This is a genomic window from Pseudorhizobium marinum (assembly GCF_000705355.1).
GTDB lineage: Bacteria > Pseudomonadota > Alphaproteobacteria > Rhizobiales > Rhizobiaceae > Neorhizobium > Neorhizobium pelagicum.
Map to the genome: position 1 here is coordinate 1 of NZ_JMQK01000038.1, position 18382 is coordinate 18382.

Annotated in this window: 17 protein-coding genes and 5 pseudogenes; 10 read left to right on the forward strand and 12 right to left on the reverse strand. The window is 60.3% G+C overall.

The features are described from left to right. Positions 1-636 precede the first annotated feature (636 nt). The 3 genes and pseudogenes from EO99_RS27060 to EO99_RS28390 all read left to right on the forward strand — a co-directional run. Entirely contained in the window at positions 637-936 is a 300-nt protein-coding gene (locus EO99_RS27060) for a hypothetical protein (protein WP_077067169.1), read from the forward strand. After that, positions 936-1367: a type II toxin-antitoxin system VapC family toxin gene (locus tag EO99_RS0124420; RefSeq protein WP_029621167.1), complete on the forward strand. Its 432-nt coding sequence runs from the start codon at positions 936-938 to the stop codon at positions 1365-1367. The genes EO99_RS27060 and EO99_RS0124420 overlap by 1 nt, the downstream gene beginning before the upstream one ends. Positions 1368-1800: 433 nt before the next feature. Continuing rightward, positions 1801-1937: pseudogene (locus tag EO99_RS28390) on the forward strand (mobile mystery protein A); the annotation flags it as partial. A 15-nt stretch (positions 1938-1952) separates the two neighbouring features. On the opposite strand, the gene EO99_RS0124425 reads toward EO99_RS28390, so the two are convergent. The 5 genes from EO99_RS0124425 to EO99_RS0124445 form a co-directional block, all read right to left on the reverse strand. After that, on the reverse strand, positions 1953-2858 hold the full coding sequence (locus EO99_RS0124425) for a hydroxymethylglutaryl-CoA lyase (protein WP_029621168.1): 906 nt from the start codon (positions 2856-2858) through the stop codon (positions 1953-1955). Beyond that, a complete protein-coding gene (locus tag EO99_RS0124430; protein WP_029621169.1) occupies positions 2855-4165 on the reverse strand; it encodes a TRAP transporter large permease in 1311 nt (436 codons plus the stop codon). The genes EO99_RS0124425 and EO99_RS0124430 overlap by 4 nt, the downstream gene beginning before the upstream one ends. Further along, on the reverse strand, positions 4165-4701 hold the full coding sequence (locus tag EO99_RS0124435; RefSeq protein ID WP_029621170.1) for a TRAP transporter small permease subunit: 537 nt from the start codon (positions 4699-4701) through the stop codon (positions 4165-4167). The genes EO99_RS0124430 and EO99_RS0124435 overlap by 1 nt, the downstream gene beginning before the upstream one ends. Before the next feature lie 59 nt (positions 4702-4760). Next, on the reverse strand, positions 4761-5813 hold the full coding sequence (dctP, locus tag EO99_RS0124440; RefSeq protein ID WP_029621171.1) for a TRAP transporter substrate-binding protein DctP: 1053 nt from the start codon (positions 5811-5813) through the stop codon (positions 4761-4763). Between the two features lie 105 nt (positions 5814-5918). Further along, entirely contained in the window at positions 5919-7220 is a 1302-nt protein-coding gene (locus tag EO99_RS0124445) for a hydroxymethylglutaryl-CoA reductase, degradative (protein ID WP_037112940.1), read from the reverse strand. Between the two features lie 158 nt (positions 7221-7378). Here EO99_RS0124445 and EO99_RS0124450 point away from each other — a divergent pair, with 158 nt between their 5' ends. Next, positions 7379-8794, forward strand: coding sequence for an aminotransferase-like domain-containing protein (locus EO99_RS0124450; protein ID WP_037112943.1), 1416 nt, complete (start codon positions 7379-7381; stop codon positions 8792-8794). A gap of 28 nt (positions 8795-8822) precedes the next feature. On the opposite strand, the pseudogene EO99_RS28610 reads toward EO99_RS0124450, so the two are convergent. The 6 genes and pseudogenes from EO99_RS28610 to EO99_RS27760 all read right to left on the reverse strand — a co-directional run. Further along, positions 8823-9011: pseudogene (locus tag EO99_RS28610) on the reverse strand (hypothetical protein); the annotation flags it as partial. Between the two features lie 147 nt (positions 9012-9158). Continuing rightward, on the reverse strand, positions 9159-9782 hold the full coding sequence (locus EO99_RS27070) for an RES family NAD+ phosphorylase (RefSeq protein ID WP_328286614.1): 624 nt from the start codon (positions 9780-9782) through the stop codon (positions 9159-9161). Next, positions 9779-10879 (reverse strand): hypothetical protein, encoded by a 1101-nt coding sequence (locus tag EO99_RS27905; RefSeq protein ID WP_235776922.1) that lies wholly within the window; start codon positions 10877-10879, stop codon positions 9779-9781. The genes EO99_RS27070 and EO99_RS27905 overlap by 4 nt, the downstream gene beginning before the upstream one ends. A gap of 288 nt (positions 10880-11167) precedes the next feature. Then, a pseudogene (locus EO99_RS28395) lies at positions 11168-11791 on the reverse strand (CoA transferase). Positions 11792-11949: 158 nt separating this feature from the next. Then, a complete protein-coding gene (locus EO99_RS0124475; protein WP_051680075.1) occupies positions 11950-12837 on the reverse strand; it encodes an alpha/beta fold hydrolase in 888 nt (295 codons plus the stop codon). 649 nt (positions 12838-13486) lie between these two features. Further along, positions 13487-13855: a hypothetical protein gene (locus EO99_RS27760; protein ID WP_156035006.1), complete on the reverse strand. Its 369-nt coding sequence runs from the start codon at positions 13853-13855 to the stop codon at positions 13487-13489. A gap of 271 nt (positions 13856-14126) precedes the next feature. Here EO99_RS27760 and EO99_RS0124480 point away from each other — a divergent pair, with 271 nt between their 5' ends. Then, on the forward strand, positions 14127-14369 hold the full coding sequence (locus EO99_RS0124480; protein ID WP_029621178.1) for a type II toxin-antitoxin system Phd/YefM family antitoxin: 243 nt from the start codon (positions 14127-14129) through the stop codon (positions 14367-14369). Continuing rightward, positions 14369-14793, forward strand: a pseudogene (locus EO99_RS26105) (type II toxin-antitoxin system VapC family toxin). The gene EO99_RS0124480 and the pseudogene EO99_RS26105 overlap by 1 nt, the downstream one beginning before the upstream one ends. Before the next feature lie 707 nt (positions 14794-15500). On the opposite strand, the gene EO99_RS0124490 reads toward EO99_RS26105, so the two are convergent. Beyond that, positions 15501-16076: a flavodoxin family protein gene (locus EO99_RS0124490; RefSeq protein WP_029621179.1), complete on the reverse strand. Its 576-nt coding sequence runs from the start codon at positions 16074-16076 to the stop codon at positions 15501-15503. Between the two features lie 192 nt (positions 16077-16268). Between EO99_RS0124490 and EO99_RS28720 the strand changes: the two genes are divergently transcribed. The 4 genes and pseudogenes from EO99_RS28720 to EO99_RS28400 form a co-directional block, all read left to right on the forward strand. Then, complete coding sequence (locus tag EO99_RS28720; RefSeq protein ID WP_235776923.1) at positions 16269-16592, forward strand: LysR family transcriptional regulator; 324 nt, start codon at positions 16269-16271, stop codon at positions 16590-16592. 8 nt (positions 16593-16600) lie between these two features. Next, complete coding sequence (locus EO99_RS27275) at positions 16601-17110, forward strand: LysR substrate-binding domain-containing protein (RefSeq protein ID WP_210165109.1); 510 nt, start codon at positions 16601-16603, stop codon at positions 17108-17110. Positions 17111-17520: 410 nt separating this feature from the next. After that, positions 17521-17799: an HU family DNA-binding protein gene (locus EO99_RS0124500; RefSeq protein WP_029621180.1), complete on the forward strand. Its 279-nt coding sequence runs from the start codon at positions 17521-17523 to the stop codon at positions 17797-17799. Between the two features lie 292 nt (positions 17800-18091). Further along, positions 18092-18382 (forward strand): annotated as a pseudogene (locus tag EO99_RS28400) (hypothetical protein); the annotation flags it as partial.

The following is an 18382-nucleotide window of genomic DNA, read 5'->3' on the forward strand; positions in this document are numbered from 1 at the left end:
ATACGGCAGCAAAGCCGCATGCGGTGATTGTCATCCACAACGGACGTTTGATTTCGATCTCGGACATTGTTTCCCACCTGCCACCGACTACCGCCGACTTCATAGCGAAAGAGTCTCAATTTTTAATGAACCCGGATCTGAGATGAGCTGCGCGGGCTTGTCGTTTATCAGCGCCTGAACTCAGGCTTCATTCCCCCGGGGCCTCGAAGATCTCGACGTCGTTGTCAATTGTGACGGCAACATCCGCGGGGGCAGCGTGATCGGGACGTCTTCGACACCGGTCGACATTGACCTGAAGCGCACGATGCGTCTGCGACGCCATAGCTTGACAGGCTGGCGGAAAAGGGCGGCTGCATCATCAACATCGCATCATGCTGAGCTTTTTCGGCGGCGAACTCGTGCCGGGCTATCCGGCGCCCAAGGCCAGCATTGCTCAGCTCACCAAGTCCCTGGCGATCGCCCATGCCCGCACGGCGTGCGGGTGAGCGCAATCGCGTCCACGCCGGCTTCATGGCCGGGCGAAAATCCCGCTCGACGGTGGCCACACCATCTCCTGAGAACAGGATCAGTATAGGAGCCGGCCTTGTAGATCCAAGCATCCCCGGCTATATTACCGGAAATAGCTAGGAGGGCACAATGTCTAGCTCCCAGACCCGCGCAATCCAAAACTACAGAGCCCGCTTGAGTGACCGTGGGCTCGCCCGTTTCGAAGTTCTTGGCCGCGATGCCGATCGCGACCTTATCAGGGTGATAGCACGCCGTTTGGCGGAAGATAGCCCTGAATCCGCCAGACTACGCGCGGCGGTGAATGATACGATCAATGGTGAACCACCTAAAAAAGGTGGAATTCTCGCAGCACTTCGTCGCTCACCACTCGTTGGCGCGGACATCGAAGTCACACGTCAGCGGGAAGAAGGTCGTGAGATCGACTTTTAATGCGCTACCTTCTCGATACCAACATCCTGAGCAACGTCACCAAGCCAGAGCCATCGACGGCATTGATGACATGGATGGCCAATCAGACTGATGAAGATCTTTTTATCGCATCTCTCACCGTGGCTGAGATTCGCAGGGGAATCTTGGAGAAACCCGCCGGCAAAAAACGAACGTCTCTTGAGAGCTGGTTCGTCGGTGACGATGGGCCCCAGCGTCTTTTTGCCAATCGTGTTCTAGCCTTTGATGAATCGGCGGCGCTCATATGGGCACAATTGATGGCAGAGGGAAAAGCAAACGGACGCCCGCGCAGCGGTCTTGATATGATCATAGCGGCCACAGCCCAAGCGAACGGGTGCATTGTCGTCACCGATAATGAGAAAGACTTCTACGGTATCGAAATCATCAATCCGCTTCGCATCGGCCACGGCTGAGGCAGCCCCGCTTTGCTCTTGAACCGATACGAAACGATAACCGTTAAATTGCGAGAGCTATTGGTCGAAAATAGCTCAGAAGCGAATGTCAGCCTTTGTTGCTGATCGCGTCTGCCGGCAAATCCCGGCTGCGAAGGCCTCTGGTTCGAAAACATGGCCTCTTCATCTTAGCGGAGGATGCTCGCACTCCATACGAGATGATGATCGAATTTGTCACACTGGCCGAGGAAGGGCGTTCCCGGAACGGTAGAGGTCGATCACAGCGACACGTACCCCTCGCAGCCAATAGCACCTGGGCGCGCCTACTCATCCTACAGGCTAGTTACCGCGGTGGAGGATCAGCCTGTAGGCTGATCAGGTTCAGTTGAATATCAATTCATAGGCTGAAGAATAAAAAGTGATACTCGAACGGGGCACGGGGGCGGCCTGACGAAAACTCCGGGCGCTCCAGCCAATCGAGCGGTTTGGCGCGCCGCCGAAGGGCCGGATCCGAGCGCTATACGATGCCCTCGGCTTAACGGGCGCCCGGTTGGCGCGCGCATTGGAGTCCGGCCGTTGCCAGTGACCGCCACAGGCGTTGTGAATTCACGTCGTTTCCGGCAGGCTTTGCGGCCGCGCTGCCGATCGCTTCAGCGCCCGCGCGAACGAAGCTGCCGCGCTAAGACCACCGTCATCCAGGCCTGTCTGATAGCCCAGCTGGCGCATCATGGAGTTGACCTTGACAGTATCGACATTTCCCTCTGCACCTGGCGCATAGGGACAGCCCCCAAGCCCGGCAATGGCGCTGTCAAAGACGCGGAGGCCCCTTTCGAGGCTCACCTTGATGTTGTCGAGTGCGCGGCCATTGGTGTCGTGAAAGTGACCTGCAAGCCGATCGGCCGGAACTGCCGACAGCACGGCATCCAGCATGGCGGCCGTCGTCTCGGGTCGTCCCTGCCCAATCGTATCGCCCAGGCTCACTTCATGGCAGCCCAGCGCCTGCATCTCAGCGGCGATACGCGCCACGGCATCCGGTACGACAGGTCCCTCGTAGGGACATTCCACCACACAGGAGACATAGCCTCTTATCGGGATCCGTGCTGCCTTGGCCGCTTCGACGACAGGCCGAAACCGCAGCAGGCTTTCTGCTATGCTGCAGTTGATGTTTTTCCTACTGAAGCTTTCGGAGGCAGAAGCGAAGACTGCCACCTCATCTGCACGCGCAGCAATGGCCGCTTCGCATCCCTTCAGATTGGGTGCCAGAACTGAATAGATCACTCCAGCGCGGCGTTCTATGCCAGCCATGACCTCGGCGGCATCCGCCATCTGCGGCACCCACCGCGACGAGACAAAACTGGTCGCCTCGATGCGCTTGAAACCGCATCCGCTCAACATGTCGATAAGGGCGATCTTGGACCTCGTGTCGACGAAACCCGTTTCGTTCTGCAGGCCGTCGCGGGGACCGACTTCGACGATCGTGACCTTCAGATTGTCCGATCCAGACGCGCTCACCGCATGAGCTCCGGCAGCCAGGTGATCAGATCCGGCAGGGCGACGCACACAAGCAGGCCAACGATCTGCAGCAGGAAGAACGGCAGGATGCCGCGATAGACTGTTCCCATGCTGATGTCCTTGGGCAGTGTCCCCTTGATGTAGAATAGAGTGTAACCGAAGGGCGGGCTGATATAGCCCATCTGAATGGTCAGCGCGAAGAGGACACCAAACCAGATCTGGTCGAAGCCGTAGAATTGGACCACCGGCAGGAAGACCGGCACGGTGAGCAAAATGATGCCGATCTCATCGAGCACGGTTCCCAGAAAGATCAGGATCAGCATCATCAGGGCCAGGACAACGTAGGGGTTGGCGTCCAGTCCCTCGAGCAGCTGGAACAATGTGTCTGCACCGCCAAGGCCCGTGAAGATTGCCACATAGGCCTTGGCTCCCAGCGTGATCCACAAGATCATGCCAGTCGTCTTGAGGGTACCGACCGCACACTCGTAGAGCATGCCCCGGTTCAGGTTGCCGCGCAGCAGTGCCGCAATGGCCGCGCCCAGCACTCCGACAGCGGCCGCCTCTGTGGGAGTCGCGACACCAAAGAAGATCGAGCCGAGCACCATGATGATAATCATCGACGGGAGGATGAGTGTCTTCAGCGCGGCGAACTTCTGACCCCAGCTCGACGGGCGGATGTCCTCGCGGTCCGGGATCATCTCGGGCCGCAGATAGCCGATGACCAGGATGTAGCCGATATAGAGGAGGCCGAGCAGAAGACCGGGGACGATGCCGGCGATGAGCATTTTGCCGATCGAGACCTGGGCTGTCACTGAGTAGACGATCGTCAGCACCGACGGAGGGATCAGGATGCCGAGCGTTCCAGAGGCACAGATCGTGCCCGTCGCGAGGCGCGGATCATAGCCCCGCTTGAGCATTTCCGGTAGCGCCAGAATGCCCATAGCGGTGACGGCGGCGCCCACGACACCAGTCATGGCGGCCATGACAAGGCAGATCACCACGGTTCCTATCGCAAGCCCACCGCGCACCCGACCAAACCACAGCTCCATGGCGTTGTAGAGGTCGCGGATGACATCCGATCGCTGCAGCAGCATGGCCATGAAGATGTAGAGCGGGATACCCAGCAATGCCTCGGAATGCATGGTGTCGAACATCTGCAGGACCAGCACGACCAAGGCGCTGGAATCCCAGAAGACGACCGTGAACAGCACCGATAAGCCGCCCAGGACGAAGGCGACGGGCAGACCCGCAAGCAGGAAGAGGCTGAGCCCCCCGAACATGATGATGAGGATTTCGGTCGGCGACATCAGCTGGCGATCCCATGATCGGGGTGATCCTCGGTCAGCGCGCACGGATCGAAAATCAGCCGCAGCCATTCCACCGTGGCCTGCAGCCCAAGCAGAACCAGCGCCAACGGCACGAAGAGCTTGATCGGCCAGATCGGCGGGTTCCAGGAGGAGTAGGAGGTCTCCCCATATTCTAGGGCCTGCCGTGCGAACGGGACCGCGTAAAACAGCAGAATGACGCAGAAGGCGATGATGATCGGATAGTTGATAATCTCCAGGATGCGGCGCACCTTCGGGCCAACCGCATGCTGGACGAGATCGAGACTGACATGACCACGTTCATGGAGCAGATGTGGCCCGGCCAGCAGGAAATAGGGCCCAAATACCAGTGTCGCCAGCTCCATCGCCCAGGAGGAGGGCGAGTTGAAAACATAGCGAGAAACCACCGCAAAAAGCATGACCGGCACGATGACGAACATCAAAAGGCTTGCCATGAGGAAAATGGATCTGTTGAGCGCGGTGACCGCCTCGTAGAGGATTTTGACCGGTATGGGCATGTCGTCTCGATCGCTGGAGAAGGGACGAGACGCGCCGCAGGCGGCGCGTCTCAAGGGCGCTAGGTCAGGAGTCCGAGCTCTTTCATCTGAGCGATCTGGCTGTCCAGGATCTTGTTGGCAAGCGGGTCGCTCCTGGCGGCCGTGCGCCATGCTTCCACGGCCTTTGAGCGGCTTGCGGTCACATCGGCCTCGTCCAGCTCGATCACGGTGACGCCACTCTCCTTGAAGGCGACCAGCGCACTCGCATCCGTCTTGGTCTTGTTGGCCTGGTATTCGTCGGAGATTTCCTTGGCCGCGTCGGCCAACGCCGCCTTGAAGTCGTCTGGCAGGCCGTCGAACGCAGCTGTGTTCGCGACATAGGAGGTCGCAGTGGTCGGCTGGTGTACCCCCGGCAGGATAATGAACTTGGCAACTTCTGCCAGGCCCGCGTCGAGGTTTGCCTGCAGATCACCACGGTCGGCAATATCGATGAGGCCTTTGTCGAGCGCAGAGTAGACTTCGGCCGTCGGAAGCGGGGTGACGGCAACGCCGAAGGCACCCATTACGGTCGATCCAAGCCCGGTAAAGCGGCCTTTCTTGCCGCTAAGGTCGGCGATCGTCCTGATCTCCACCGTGGAATGGATCGGCTCCTGGTCGTAGATGGTCGGTGCGATGTAGTGAAGACCCGCCGGCGCATAGGATTCGCGCGCCATGTCCAGACCGCCCAGCTCGTAAAACCAGGCGCCATAGTCTTCGGATTTCTTGTATCCGAAAGGAATAGTGCTGGTGAAGGCATGGGCTGCGATCTTGCCAGCGGTATAGCCGTCGAAGGTCTTCATCAGCTGGAACGCGCCCCCGCGCACCGCATCGAAGGACTGCGCCGGGGGCACAATCTGCCCGGCCGAGAAGAGTTTCAGCTCGAATTCGCCGCCGGTCTTTTCAGCCACCTTCTGGACGAAGAGCTCTTCGTACTTCTGTGGCGTGGTGCCGCCGTCCCACAGCGACTGCATGCGCCAGGAGACCTTGGCATTCTGAGCAATGGCTGGAGTTGCCAGCCTGGTTGCGCCTGCGGCGGCAAAACCGGCTGCGGTCAACTGCAGCAGCGAACGGCGTGATAGGTTCATGTTGGTCATGTCTTCCTCCCTTGGAATTTCCTGTCTTGCCCCTGAGGGCAAGCCTCCTCTTGCCGGTGCTCCCGGCCAGACCTCTCGCAGCCCGTGCACAGGGCTCCGCCCCGCTTATGACGTACGCAGCACCGCCAGCAGATCGCGTGCCCGCTCTACGCGGACATCGTGTGCAGCTGCAAGTTCTTTGGCCACCGCCTCGATCTCCGCACCAGTGGCTCCGGCAATGATGGCGATGTTGCGGGCGTGCAGGGCCATGTGTCCGCGCTGGATGCCTTCGGTCGCAAGCGCCCTGATCGCTGCCATATTCTGAGCCAACCCAAGGGCGACGCACAGCTGCGCCAGTTCAGCGGCCGAGCTGATGTTGAGGATCTTCAATGAAAGCTTTGCCAGCGGATGCGTCTTCGTCGCGCCGCCGACGATACCGACGGCCATCGGCAGCTCGAGCGTGCCGATCAGGCGCCCGGCGTTGTCCTTTTCCCAGGTGGTGAGCGAGGTATAGTGCCCCTTGCGCACCGCCCAGACGTGGGCGCCCGCCTCGATCGCGCGCCAGTCGTTACCCGTGGCGACGATCAAAGGGTCTATACCGTTCATGATACCCTTGTTGTGAGTTGCGGCACGGTAGGGATCGATGGCGGCGAACTGGTAGGCGGCCACCATGCGGTCGATGATGTCTTCGCCAGACAGTTCAGAGGTGGCAAGGGCCCCCGGCGTCACCGCGATCCGTGCCCGCGCAAGGCGAAGGTCTGCAAGGTTCGACAGGATGCGCAGCCTGACCGTTCCACCCGTCAGTTCCTCGACCAGGGGGGCCACACGCTCGGCCATTGTATTGACGGTATTGGCGCCCATTGCATCACGCACGTCGACGATCAGGTGCATCACCGCCATGGAGCCGCCGGGCGTGTCGGGGAAGACATGGACTTCGATGTCACGGCAGCCGCCGCCCAGATCCACCAGGACCTTGTCACAGGCATTGGCGGCGGCGATGATTCTCGTTCGCTCCGAGAGGAGCTTGAGCCGCGCACCATAGGGATCAGATAGCCCGACGACCTGGACCTGGGCGCGCATCAGCGGCTCGGTGACCGACGTCTCAAAGCCCCCGCAGCCGCGGACGATGCGGGCCATGAACGAGGCGGCAGCGACGATGGAGGGCTCCTCGACGGCCATCGGGATGATGTAGTCGCGCCCATTGATCGCGAAATTGGTGGCAACACCCATGGGAAGCTCGAAGGTGCCGATCACATTCTCGATCATTCCGTCGGCGGTTTCGAGCGGCAAGGCGCCCGGTTTGGCAAGCAGTGCCGCCTCGTCCTCGCTGAGACCGACCGCCTCGACAACCTGCTGCCAGCGCTGTTGCGGCGTGAGATTGCGTAAACCTTCCAGACGCGAGTTTGCAACGCCCGACTGCGCTTTCACGATAACCCTCCCCTATCATTTCCGTGCGGGCAGAGCATGGGGTCCATGCTTGCCGACTATCCTCAACCTCCCCCATATTGTACCATCACGACAAGGTACAGTTCTCGCCATGAACGACGAACTGTGCCTCTCGTACTTACGGAACAGTGGAGAGCAGGATGCCGGAAGCGGACAGCAAGACCAGACAGATTGCCGCCCGCATTGCGCTTTCGATCGACGAGGGCGTCTTGTGCAAGGGGACAAAACTGCGTTCGTTGAGAGCTGCCGCAACCGCTTATGGCGTGTCCAAGAATACCGTGGTCGAAGCCTATGACCGGTTGATTGCGCGCGGCTATGTGGAAGCGCGGCAGGGGGCCGGCTATTTTGTCACTGGCATCCGGCCCCGCGCCGAAGATTCCGTCACTGCTCGACAGGCTGAGGCCGTCGACATTGCGACCCTGTTGCGGGAGCAGCTGGAACATAGCTTCACTGCACGTCTTGGCGAGGGTCGCCCGCCGGCCGAGTGGGTCGAAGGCTCAGTGCTCAAAAGTCATTTGCGAAACATTGCCAGCGGCCAACGAGGCCTGTTCGAACACGCCTACGAGAGCCCGATAGGGTTCATGCCGCTGCGCGAGACCTTGTCGCGCATTCTCAACGAACGTTCCATCTCCACAGGGCCGGAGAATATCCTTCTGACGATCGGCGCAAATCACGCCTTCGATCTGATCATCCGCCAGTATCTCCGTCCCGGCGACGTGGTGCTTACGGACAGTCCCGGATACTATCCGCTGTTTGCAAAGCTGACCCTGGCAGGGACGCGAATGGTCGGCGTGCGTCGGGGTCGAGAGGGACCGGACCCGGAAGATCTCGCGCGCAAGGCGCAGGCGAGCGGCGCACGCTTTTTCTTCACGCAATCCCTGGCCCACAATCCGACCGGCGGATCGCTCACGCTTGGCCGTGCTCACGAGGTTCTCAGTATCGCGGAGCAACTGGACTTCATGGTGGTCGAGGATGATGCCTTCGGAGACCTCATGCCGGCAAGCGCGCCACGGCTGGCAGCGCTCGACCAGTTGCGAAGGGTGATCTACGTTGGCACCTTCGCCAAGATCCTGTCGGCAAGCCTCCGCGTTGGCTATGTGGCGGCTTCGCCCGAGGTCATCGGCAACCTCGTCAACATGAAGATGCTGACCATCGTCAATTCCTCCGGCTATGTCGAGCGGATCGTCCACACCGTGTTGAATGACGGTCACTACCGGCATCACCTGAAGCGGCTGAACGGACGCATCAGGGAGGCCCAATCCAGCGCCGTTCGCACGCTTCGCAGGCTCGGCCTGGAGCCCTGGCTGGAGGACGTCGACGGCTACTACATTTGGATCACGCTGCCGGAGGGCGTCGATGACATCGAACTGACGCGGCGTGCGGCGCGGGAAAGTATCTTCCTCGCACCCGGATCGGTGTTCGAAGTCGACCGCAGCGTTGGCGACCGGGGTCACCTGCGCCTGAACATTGCCTACGTCGGAGATCCCAAATTCGCTGACTTCATTGGTCGCGCGTTCCCGACTGAAGCAAAGTTGGTGATCGCTTCCAGGCCGTAAACCCGGATCATCGCCGGCGTCGAGGTTGTCATATCATTTGCAACAACGTGGTAAACCCGGCGTAACGAAGTAAGACGTCGGCCATATCGGCATTGTAGAACGTCCTGGTGCGCGGCCCACCCAGGATAGGATCGATGCGGCGCACACAAGCCTGATAGTGTGACGCCTTTCGATGGTCATCAAGCGCCTCTGCGGATTTGAACACCTCGTAGATAATGGAATCCAAAAAGATTATTGAGCTAAAGCGGCCAGATGTGCCGATCTCGTGCTGTTCCCGGTCAATGCTAAAGATGCCAAGCGGGCCTGCTGTCTACGCGTCAAAAACAGCTCCAGCTCACTGCTTGCAGCTCCAGCGACCCCGTCGTCAGGCGATCGGAAGGCTCTTGTCGAAGACTGCTCCATGAAGGCGCATCAACTGATCGGTCCTATCCGGGTCATCTTCAAAACGATGTCCGGGAAGTGTCAGAAGATCGCCCGACAGCACACGGCCGAAGAGGGCGTAGCAAACCTCCCCATTATTGTGCCGGGATCGATAGGCCAGTCCATCAAGATCCCGATAATCCTCGTGCAGCGCAAGCGACAATGCTCGCGACGGCGCGTAGTCTGCGCCAGCGCTGATGGAGGCGTCCACGCCGTGAAACAACAACCCTTCATCCATAAGCTTGGCGAGCACTATTTGACGCTGCAAGCGCAGCGGTGTCCACATGCGCTGCTCCACGAACGCTCGACGAACAATGCGGTTTGCGGGCCTGCGCAGAACAGTCTCGACAAACGCGCCTTCTAGACGCTGGGCGGCGTAGAGAAGGCGAAACTGCCCTGACGGCGCGTCGAACCGACCCTGGGGCGCCACACCGGCAGCTGGACCGAAGAAGATCGCACCATGGCTTCCCGGTGGACCCGAACGATCACGTCGCCCGGGTCCAATGCAGTGACTCTTAGGCCTGATGGAAAACGGGCTGTCGGAGCATTGAAGCCTGGCACTGGTCACCCCTCGTTCAATCCCAGATAGGCTTTTGCCGCCGTGACCACGTCGTCAATCCGCGCGACTGCAAGAATTCGCTGCGGTGTATCCGCCAGGTTCGGGTCGATATCGATCAGGAACTGCAGCATCGACCAACGGCCTGCGCCGGAATCGTCAAAGAGCTTGGTGATCTTGACCAGCCCCTCGACCAGACGTGTCCCATTGCCGTCTGTCACGAACTGAAACTTCGGGAGAACGATCTCCGATCCGAGCATAAGACCGAATGCCGAACCAAGCTTGACCCGCTTGTGAAGCGCCTGGCGAGTGATACCAAGCATCTTTGCACCTTCAGTCAAGGAAACACCGCCACCGGAGCGATCGAGAAGAGCCGTACTGATCGCGACGAACCGCTGCTCGTCGCTCATTGCGACTGCACCGGATCCGCCCTCTACTTCCGCCAGAAGATCTGCCGAAAGCTGGAATTGGTCGGCGGCAAGATCGATGTGCTTGGCAAGCGTCGAGAATGCTCGGGCCCTGTCGTACTGGCACAAGCGTAACAACTCGGCCCGTGCCGGCGTCAACTCGGTCAACAGAACGAAGGCATCTATAGCCAGCTGCTCCGCACGTGGTGTCGGGGTCCACCTGTGCAACAGGGCCTGCCGAACCTCTCTGGAGCGGGCAAGACAATCATCGACAATGTGAGAATACCAGGTACGCCGTTTCTGCGTACGGTGAACTGATGACCGCTGCCGCGGCAACTCGAAGTCCGACACCGAAGCCTCATGAAAGGCCGCGCCCATCAGAAGTGCTGCAGATTGAAGCCGCGAGTTGAAGACCAAGACCAGATTCAAGGTTGGGCTCGCCGACACGTCAGGAAGAAGCGTGTCGCCAACCCGCATGTTCCAGTGTTGAAACTCTTCGCTATCAACCGAGTGGTGGTTCAATCGCCATTGGTGCCCCGCGCGCGTCAAGAAACCTCGATTCAGATCTCCCGCCACCGGATGGTTGAATACGAGATCGGCAAGGTACTGCGAGAGCGTCTTACCAGCTTCTCGAGCGTGCAGTTCGGCCGCTGCGCGCACAACGGGATCGATGTCAGGCACGGATATCGTGTGGTTGCTCATGGCCCGCTCATAGCGTCCGCTGTCGCGGAAACAGTACATAGTTGATGGTCAGGGTTGATATATACGGCTATCCGCCGATTTTATCAACCCTTTGACAAAGTCACACCAACCATCTTCCAGGACGTCCGGATCGTCGATGCGCCTTCGCTCGGACCGGTGTCGCTGCATGGTGGCGCTGAACGCTTTCACCGGTTCGACTTGCCACGCCGAACACCATTCCGTTTGGCAAGGCCGTAAGATATTGCCCACAGACTGTACTATGCCGCATTGTCAGATAGCGGCAACAATCTATCCTCGCGTCGCCGTGCGTAATCCGCTCCTGATTTGCTCTCCATGTTCGTCGAGAACGGGAGGAGCTGCAAGAATTTCAGGATCGCCTTCCGACATCAGAAAGGCTGAGGCCGGAAGCCGGGTCGACCCGTCGCGTCCTGGCAGGACGACCTCCTGCAACACCGCGCGGTGGCGTAGCTGGGGATCGAGAAGCGCCTCATCCAGTTCGCGTATCCGTCCGGCTGGCACCTTGTGACGCCGCAGAAACTCTTCCCACTCGCTTGCATCACGGGTCAGGAAGATCGCCCGCAGAACCTCTTCCTCGCGCGCGGCGTCATCGACACTTTCTTGGAGGCTGGACTTGATCATATCCACTCGCTGCAACGCCATCCAAAGTCTGCGCTGTTGGCGCAGGTTGCCCGCTCCCAGCATCAGCAGGCCGTCTGCCGTCGCATAGGCTCAGAGCCCGGCCATCGGGAAGCGATTGCCATTGGCTCGAGGCTTCAATCCACCAACAGTCAGTGCGCTGATGTGGGAGCTCATCAGCATCAGAGACGTATCGAACATCGCAAGATCAATGTGCTGACCCCGACCGGTCTGTTCACGCTGAAAGAGTGCCGCCGAAATCGCAAACGCGGCCACATAGCCTGTGGCATAGTCGACGACAAGGAGCGCCGGCCTTCAGAGGGGCGGACTGTGGCGTACCGGTCATTGCCATCAGACGTTCATGATCGGTCACAATCCCGAGCCAAGGGCCATCCGGCAGAATAACGCCGAGCAAGTACCCCGCGGGAAGGCCGTTATGAGTCTATGACTTGGCCGAGCGCTTGCTTTATGGCGGCGGCGCACCGGCCTGGCTCTTCCCAGTGCGGGTAGTGACCGAGCCCATCCAGCTCATGGACCTCGGCCTCCGGCATGCGCTTGCGCACCTCGGCCAGCATATGAGCACCCGACACGGGATCGGCCGGTCCCCATACGAACGCGCTTCGGCTGGCGGCTGCCTCCATCGCTGCTTCCCACCTGGCGCCGTAACGGCGACGGTCGTCGATGTAGTGGAGCAGCCGAGGCACAAGGGCCAGACCGTCGGCATGCGCTATCTCGCGCCACTGCGCGTCGGCGTCCGCCTCGGTCCAGGCGGCGCGCTCACCGGCCAGTGCGTTCAGGCTGTTCCGCAGCGACGGGGATGTCATCCTGCGCGCGATGACGGGACCAAGCATTGGCGTGCGCAGTATCCGCTGGATGAGCCGCTGCCGGTGCAGGCGGGCGTAGACGCCGCCGTTTAGGTAGACGACCCGATCGATGCGAAATGGAATCGCCCCTTCCGCTTCCTGGGCAAGCAGCTCTTGGGCCAGCGTAACCGCGTAGTCGTGCGCCACCACGCGCACACGCTCGACCCCTAGCTGCTCAAGCAACGCCGTGATCAGATCGGCCTGGAGCGGATAGCTGTAGCGGATGCGGGGCTTGTCCGACCGGCCAAAGCCGAGAAGGTCGGGCGCTATCGCGCGATGCCCGCCAAGGAGCGGCAGCACATGCGTCCAATCGAGCGAGCTGGTCGGGAAGCCGTGGAGGAACAGAATGGCCGGCGCGTCGACAGAGCCTTGCTCCCTCACCAAAAGGGAGTAGCTTCCGTGCTTGGTCTCAAGGGTGATCCGCCGCGTGGACCCGCTCTGATCATCTCTCATCATCATGAGAGATTAGCACCTATGCCAGTTAGAACAAGCGGTAGACATTGACCTCCGTGCGACCCGTTTCGCACGGCTAACCGTTCTGCGAGATCTGCTGCCGACGTGGTGTCAGGCAGCTTGCGCATCAGTGAGACACGCCAGCCGCACAGCGTGATAAAGCGCCCTCGTGGCCGGCGCGGCGCTCACCTGCGCTCCAAGGGCGGCATCTTCCTGCGCAGGCGCCGTCTCGGCGGCGCTCGGCCTGGACGATTGATACTGCCAGCTCGGCGCACAATCCCTGAATGTGATCATGAGCGGTCGTCGTCGGCCCTATTGCTCGAAGATCAGGCGCCAGAACCGTAACGCAGTGACTGGTCAATGACCGCCAGAGGCGGCCATCGGGCCGTGGGGAGCCGATTGTCGCGAAGCGTCAGGATCGGGGACCACGCATCATTGACGCAAGCTCTTCCCTTCGGTGTCGTGGTTTATGTCGAGACAGATCCGAGATCTGCGTATCCCTCCAAATCCCGCCAGTTTTTCCACAGTTTCAAGCATCAACGGCCGGAACACGAGCAGCAGTCACATGTTAGGCGGGTGTTTCAACGGAGGGGACATGACTAGCAGTTCTGATCAATTTGTAAGGCTGGCCTCGAGTGACATGGTGCGTCGGACGCTAGCGTCCGATCCGCAATACCAGCCAGTCGCCAATGACGATCGCATCGAAGGGTTGTTGCGTCGCCTTGCCGAGGCCGAAAGACAATCCAGAAAGCCGTGAGACAAGGGAGCAGTCAGCAAATTGACGATAGTCAACTTTGGTCACTTGCAAGGAAACTGGAGACAGCCCATATCTCTGGAAGCTGATCGATGCGGACCTCCCTCCCGGTTCGCGTTCCAGCTGTTCCCCTCTGGAGGTTTGACCTCCACACCTCAAGGGCCGCGGCTTCCGCTGGCCCTTTTTTTCTTGTCTCGCCGGCCTCGGCGCCCACCAGCGGCAGTTGGTGGCGACAACCGTGCCAGATGCCTGCTCGATCTCGTTCGTCACGCGGTCTTCTCCGGAACCGTCGGCCACCGGCCGTCCCAGCTCGATCTCACAGACGCGCGTCGAACACGTCAGCTGTAGCGGCGCCGCGTCCAATAGGTGGCAACCGGCAAGGGAATGGCGTCCTTTACGCAGTGCTTGGCAGCGCCCCATCGGAGATGCCAAGCTGGGGCGCCATGCCGCGTCGGCGAGGATATGGCGCGTCGGCGAACCTCCTGCTGGAATTCTCAAGCTCGTTCCGCCATATAGCTGTTTACATGGTCAGGAGCGCGATATGCATACAATCAGTCTGGCGGATGCCAAAGCCCATCTGAGCGAACCGATCGACCGGGTTGAAGCGGGCGATACGATTGACATCGCCCGGCGCGGCAAGTCAGTCGCTCGGCTCACCGCGGTGGAAAGGCCCCGCAAGCCGATCGATGCCGCACTGCTTCAATTGCTGACGGCGGCGATGCCGCCCCAATCCCAAAGTGCTCCCGATCGCGTGCGGTCGATGCGGGATGGCGATCGCTACTGATGCTTTATCTCGACACGTCGCTGATCGGTGCTGCGCTCTCCAACGAAGAAATGACGCCACGGGTTCAGCCCTGGCTGGCTGATCAGGACCCGGCGCGGCTCCTGATCAGCGACTGGACCGGCACCGAAGTATCGTCGGCCCTGGCGATCAAGCTGCGGACCGGACAGATAACCTCGATCAACGCGCCGCGGCGCGTGCCATGTTCAACAAGCTGGTCGCCGAGAGTTTCATCATCCTGCCCGTGACGGGCGGTCAATTCCGGGCGGCGGCGGGGTTCGCTGTTCAACATGCGCTTGGGCTGCGTGCGGGAGACGCACTGCATCTCGCCATTGCGTCGGAGCATGGCGCCACAGTGTATACGCTCGACCAGTGGCTGGCTAAGGCCGGGCCAGCGCTTGGTGTCCCCGCGCAGTTGCTGGCATGATCCGGGCGTTCTCCAGCTTGGCCCCTCCGCTCAGGAGCTGCCATGGCCGGTGACTGGTCTAACGAGCAAAACGACGCGATCGTGGCGGATTATTTGGAGGCATCTTCGGTCTTCGTGCGCGGTCTATGCCAAACGTGCTATACACGGCTCCTCACGTGCCCCGGGAATTCCTCCATTGAAGGCTTCGATAGAGGACTGCGTAGAGACAGCAATGAGGTTCGGCTGCATGGTGCAATTGGCGACAACGGCCCGATCGCATCGATGAGACCGAAAGGGCAACCAGCCCACCTTCCTGCATGAAGCCGCAAATTCCCGCTCCCGAAGATCTATAAGGTCCTGGGTCGGCTCAAGAGGAGGCCACTCCACAGCAGCTTTCCCAGGATCAAGAGCCAGATTGTCGTCACGAAACGAGATGATACTCTCATCCAGACAGGCCAGGAAACTGATCATGATCCAAAGGCCATCGCAGCGACAATCATCAGAGATCGTGTTGTCATCATCGCCAGCGCTATGCTGGCGCATACACCGGCATGCACGCCGGTTGGAGCGAGCAGCGTGGCATCAAGTAAAAGGCTCGATCTGCTTCACGCTGGGTGCTGCTGCACGCTCAATCCGCTTTCGGAGGGCATCCATTGCCCTCCGATCACCAAGCTTCGGTCACCAATGGTCATGGGTCGATCCTTTGCTTGAGGCCGTTGTGGAGGTGGTCAGACTTGTGCCGACGCGAAGGTGGCGGCGATGTCGGAGACGCGAACACCGTAGGCCCGAGCAGTCTCAAGATCGCCTTGCGACATCTCATCCGGTGCAGCGTCCGCGTCCGTTTGTGCCATCGCTCCGATATGCGCCCCCATCCTGTTCAGATCGTCGCGTTTGGAAGCCTTGACGTTAGCAGGCTTGATGCCAAGACCCACCCACAGGCCTCCATGCTGGGCGGCCAGCAGGACGAAATATTGCAGGGTGTTGAGCTTGTCGCCGTTGATGCTGGCGCTGTTGGTAAAGCCGCCAAACACCTTGTTTTTCCACTTGTCTTCGAACCATGGCTTCGAACTAGCGTCGGCGAACTTTTTGAACTGCCAGCTCGGGCTGCCCATGTAGGTTGGTGAACCGAAGATGATGGCATCAGCGTCATCGAGTGCCGCCCATCCGTCTTGCGAGATGTTGCCCTCGGCATCGATCTCGACCAGCAGTGCGGATGCTCCATCCGCGACAGCCTCTGCGAGTCGCTTGGTGTGTCCGTAGCCAGAGTGGTAGGCGACAGCCGTCTTGGTACGCGATTTGGTCATTGTCGTTTCCTTGGGAGCTTGAGTATTTGGTCCATTGACGAGTTATCGCTCGTTCCCATGGCCTGATGTACTGTATCGCCAAGGCGTGATAAATGACGCCGCGAGGAACGTGTTGTTCTTTTTTTAAACCCAATCCGGATTGCAAAGATGCTTGATCTTGCGCCCATCCTTATCTTCATCCGCGTCGCCGACATGGGAAGCTTTACCCGCGCAGCAGACAGCCTCGGCATCCAAAAAGGGCGAGCCTCCGCCGCCGTTCGCAGACTGGAAGAGGAGGTCGGAGTCCGACTGCTCCATCGGACAACCCGGATCGTGCAGCTCACGGAGGATGGCCGGGCCTATCATGCGCGCGCTCGCGACCTCCTTTCCAGCATCGACGACATGCAATCAATGTTTGCAAATGCTCAGACTGTCCTTCGCGGCCGTCTTCGGGTCGATCTGCCGACAGAGCTTGCACGGGGACGGAGTACCCCGCGCTCAAGGTCAACCTGCGGGTCGGGCTTTCAAGCCAGCTGATCGCCGATGTGGCCGCAGGCCGGCTCGACGCTGCCGTGGTCGCAGAGCACACCGGCTTTCCCCCGGCGCTGCGGTGGAGTCCGTTCCTGAAAGAGCCCCTGCTGATCATCGCACCGAAAGTCATGGTGGTGAAAGACCCGGTGGAAATGCTTGCCACCTTGCCTTTCGTGCGCTTCCGCAGCTCGGTGCCTCTGGCGAATCTGATTGATACCGAGATCTCCCGGATGGGCGTGGTCACCAACGATGTGGCCGAGATCGACACCATCGGCTCGATCGTCACATGTGTGCGCCACGGCCTTGGTATTTCGGTGGTGCCACATGTCGCACTCGAAGAACCGGAGGGGCAGGATCTGCGAAGGTTGCCCTTCGGCGAGCCGCAGGTGACGCGCCAGATCGGCATCGTCGAGCGCACGCTCTCTCCCCGCGGCGAGATCATCGCGCGGCTGCACGAAGTCCTTGCACAGCTGAGCGGCCCCCACGGCGTTTCAAGGACCGGGCCAGGGCAGCCGACGGTCTGACCATCTTCCGACAGTTGCGGTTCGAGCTTGCCAGAAACCTCGGCTCATGTCGTGGCCGGCTGGCCAGCCCTCTCTCCCAATCTCGCACCTTGCGATCGCGGCAAGGTCCGGATTGCTGGGTCTCCCGGTGAATTGGAGCCGTCCTGCCGGCGACCAATGGAACGAAGACGCCACGGCATTCGCCGGCAGGGGTCGTTGCTCGATGCTTGCCGCATGCTGCACTGGTCGTTGCGCCAAGATCAAGGTTGCGCAGGCCAGACCCTGATTGCGCCGGAAGGAACACCCGGCACCTGATCTTTCCTGTGGGTTATGCGGATGCTAGCGTAAATTCTGCTTTCACGCCTCTATCGGCGCCCCATCTTCACCGTCATACCTGAACAGATACCCACGAGCACAGGAGACTGTCCCTCATGACCACCACCAACGAAATCGCCGACAAGATCGCGTCCGAGCAGGACCTGACCAAGGCACAGGCCAAGGCTATCGTCGAAAGCGTGTTCAGCCAAATCGCCGAAGCTGCCAAATCTGGCGCCGAAACCTCGATCCCGTCGTTTGGAAAATTCAAGGTCAAGGAGACGCCGGAGCGCGAGGGTCGCAATCCCGCGACGGGTGCGACGATCAAGATCGCCGCGGCGAAGAAGCTGGCGTTCACCCCCGGCAAGGCGTTGAAGGACGCACTCAACGGTTGAGGCCCTTCCCGCCAGCGCGCTGGCGGGATATTGCTTCCTACAGATGTAGGTCCACTTTGGCGCGGCCGGCCTGTTCGGCCTCGACGGCGGCAAGCTTGGCCGGGCGCCAGCCCAGCCCAGCCGGGCTCGTGCGCGACGCCGGGAGCTCTGCCTCGCTTTGCGCACCGCATGACGCTCAGAATCGGCAGTATGGGCTTTGATCGTCTATCATCTTCCAGCCATTGAGGCAGAGCACCTACCCCTTTATCTGTCAAAGGACGCGATCCGGCTGTCACGCTGGTTTTGCTGATAGGTGGCAAGTCAGGGGACGACTCAAAGCATCGAGCTTATACCGAAGCTGGAGGCTTCGACGCCCACACCACCGACGTCGGTGAAAAAGGCGCCGACCTCGGCAGCTTCTCTGATGAAGATATCATCCTTTCTGACCTCAGCCTTCCAGACATGGCCGGAGATGAAGTTCTGCGCACTCTCCGCCTGTCCAGCATTACGACACCGATCCTTGGTCCTGCCCGGCATCGAGGACAGGTTTCGCGGCCTCGGTTTTGGCGCCGATGACCTGCCACTGCGAATTTCCTCCAGAATG

What these genes read in the sequence shown, in the direction of transcription:
- EO99_RS27060 (WP_077067169.1), top strand. Translation starts at nt 637, where the DNA reads ATGTCTAGCTCCCAGACCCGCGCAATCCAAAACTACAGAGCCCGCTTG.
- EO99_RS0124420 (WP_029621167.1), top strand. Translation starts at nt 936, where the DNA reads ATGCGCTACCTTCTCGATACCAACATCCTGAGCAACGTCACCAAGCCA.
- EO99_RS0124430 (WP_029621169.1), bottom strand. Translation starts at nt 4,165, where the DNA reads ATGTCGCCGACCGAAATCCTCATCATCATGTTCGGGGGGCTCAGCCTC.
- EO99_RS0124435 (WP_029621170.1), bottom strand. Translation starts at nt 4,701, where the DNA reads ATGCCCATACCGGTCAAAATCCTCTACGAGGCGGTCACCGCGCTCAAC.
- dctP (WP_029621171.1), bottom strand. Translation starts at nt 5,813, where the DNA reads ATGACCAACATGAACCTATCACGCCGTTCGCTGCTGCAGTTGACCGCA.
- EO99_RS0124450 (WP_037112943.1), top strand. Translation starts at nt 7,379, where the DNA reads ATGCCGGAAGCGGACAGCAAGACCAGACAGATTGCCGCCCGCATTGCG.
- EO99_RS27905 (WP_235776922.1), bottom strand. Translation starts at nt 10,879, where the DNA reads ATGAGCAACCACACGATATCCGTGCCTGACATCGATCCCGTTGTGCGC.
- EO99_RS0124475 (WP_051680075.1), bottom strand. Translation starts at nt 12,837, where the DNA reads ATGATGATGAGAGATGATCAGAGCGGGTCCACGCGGCGGATCACCCTT.
- EO99_RS0124480 (WP_029621178.1), top strand. Translation starts at nt 14,127, where the DNA reads ATGCATACAATCAGTCTGGCGGATGCCAAAGCCCATCTGAGCGAACCG.
- EO99_RS0124490 (WP_029621179.1), bottom strand. Translation starts at nt 16,076, where the DNA reads ATGACCAAATCGCGTACCAAGACGGCTGTCGCCTACCACTCTGGCTAC.
- EO99_RS28720 (WP_235776923.1), top strand. Translation starts at nt 16,269, where the DNA reads ATGGGAAGCTTTACCCGCGCAGCAGACAGCCTCGGCATCCAAAAAGGG.
- EO99_RS0124500 (WP_029621180.1), top strand. Translation starts at nt 17,521, where the DNA reads ATGACCACCACCAACGAAATCGCCGACAAGATCGCGTCCGAGCAGGAC.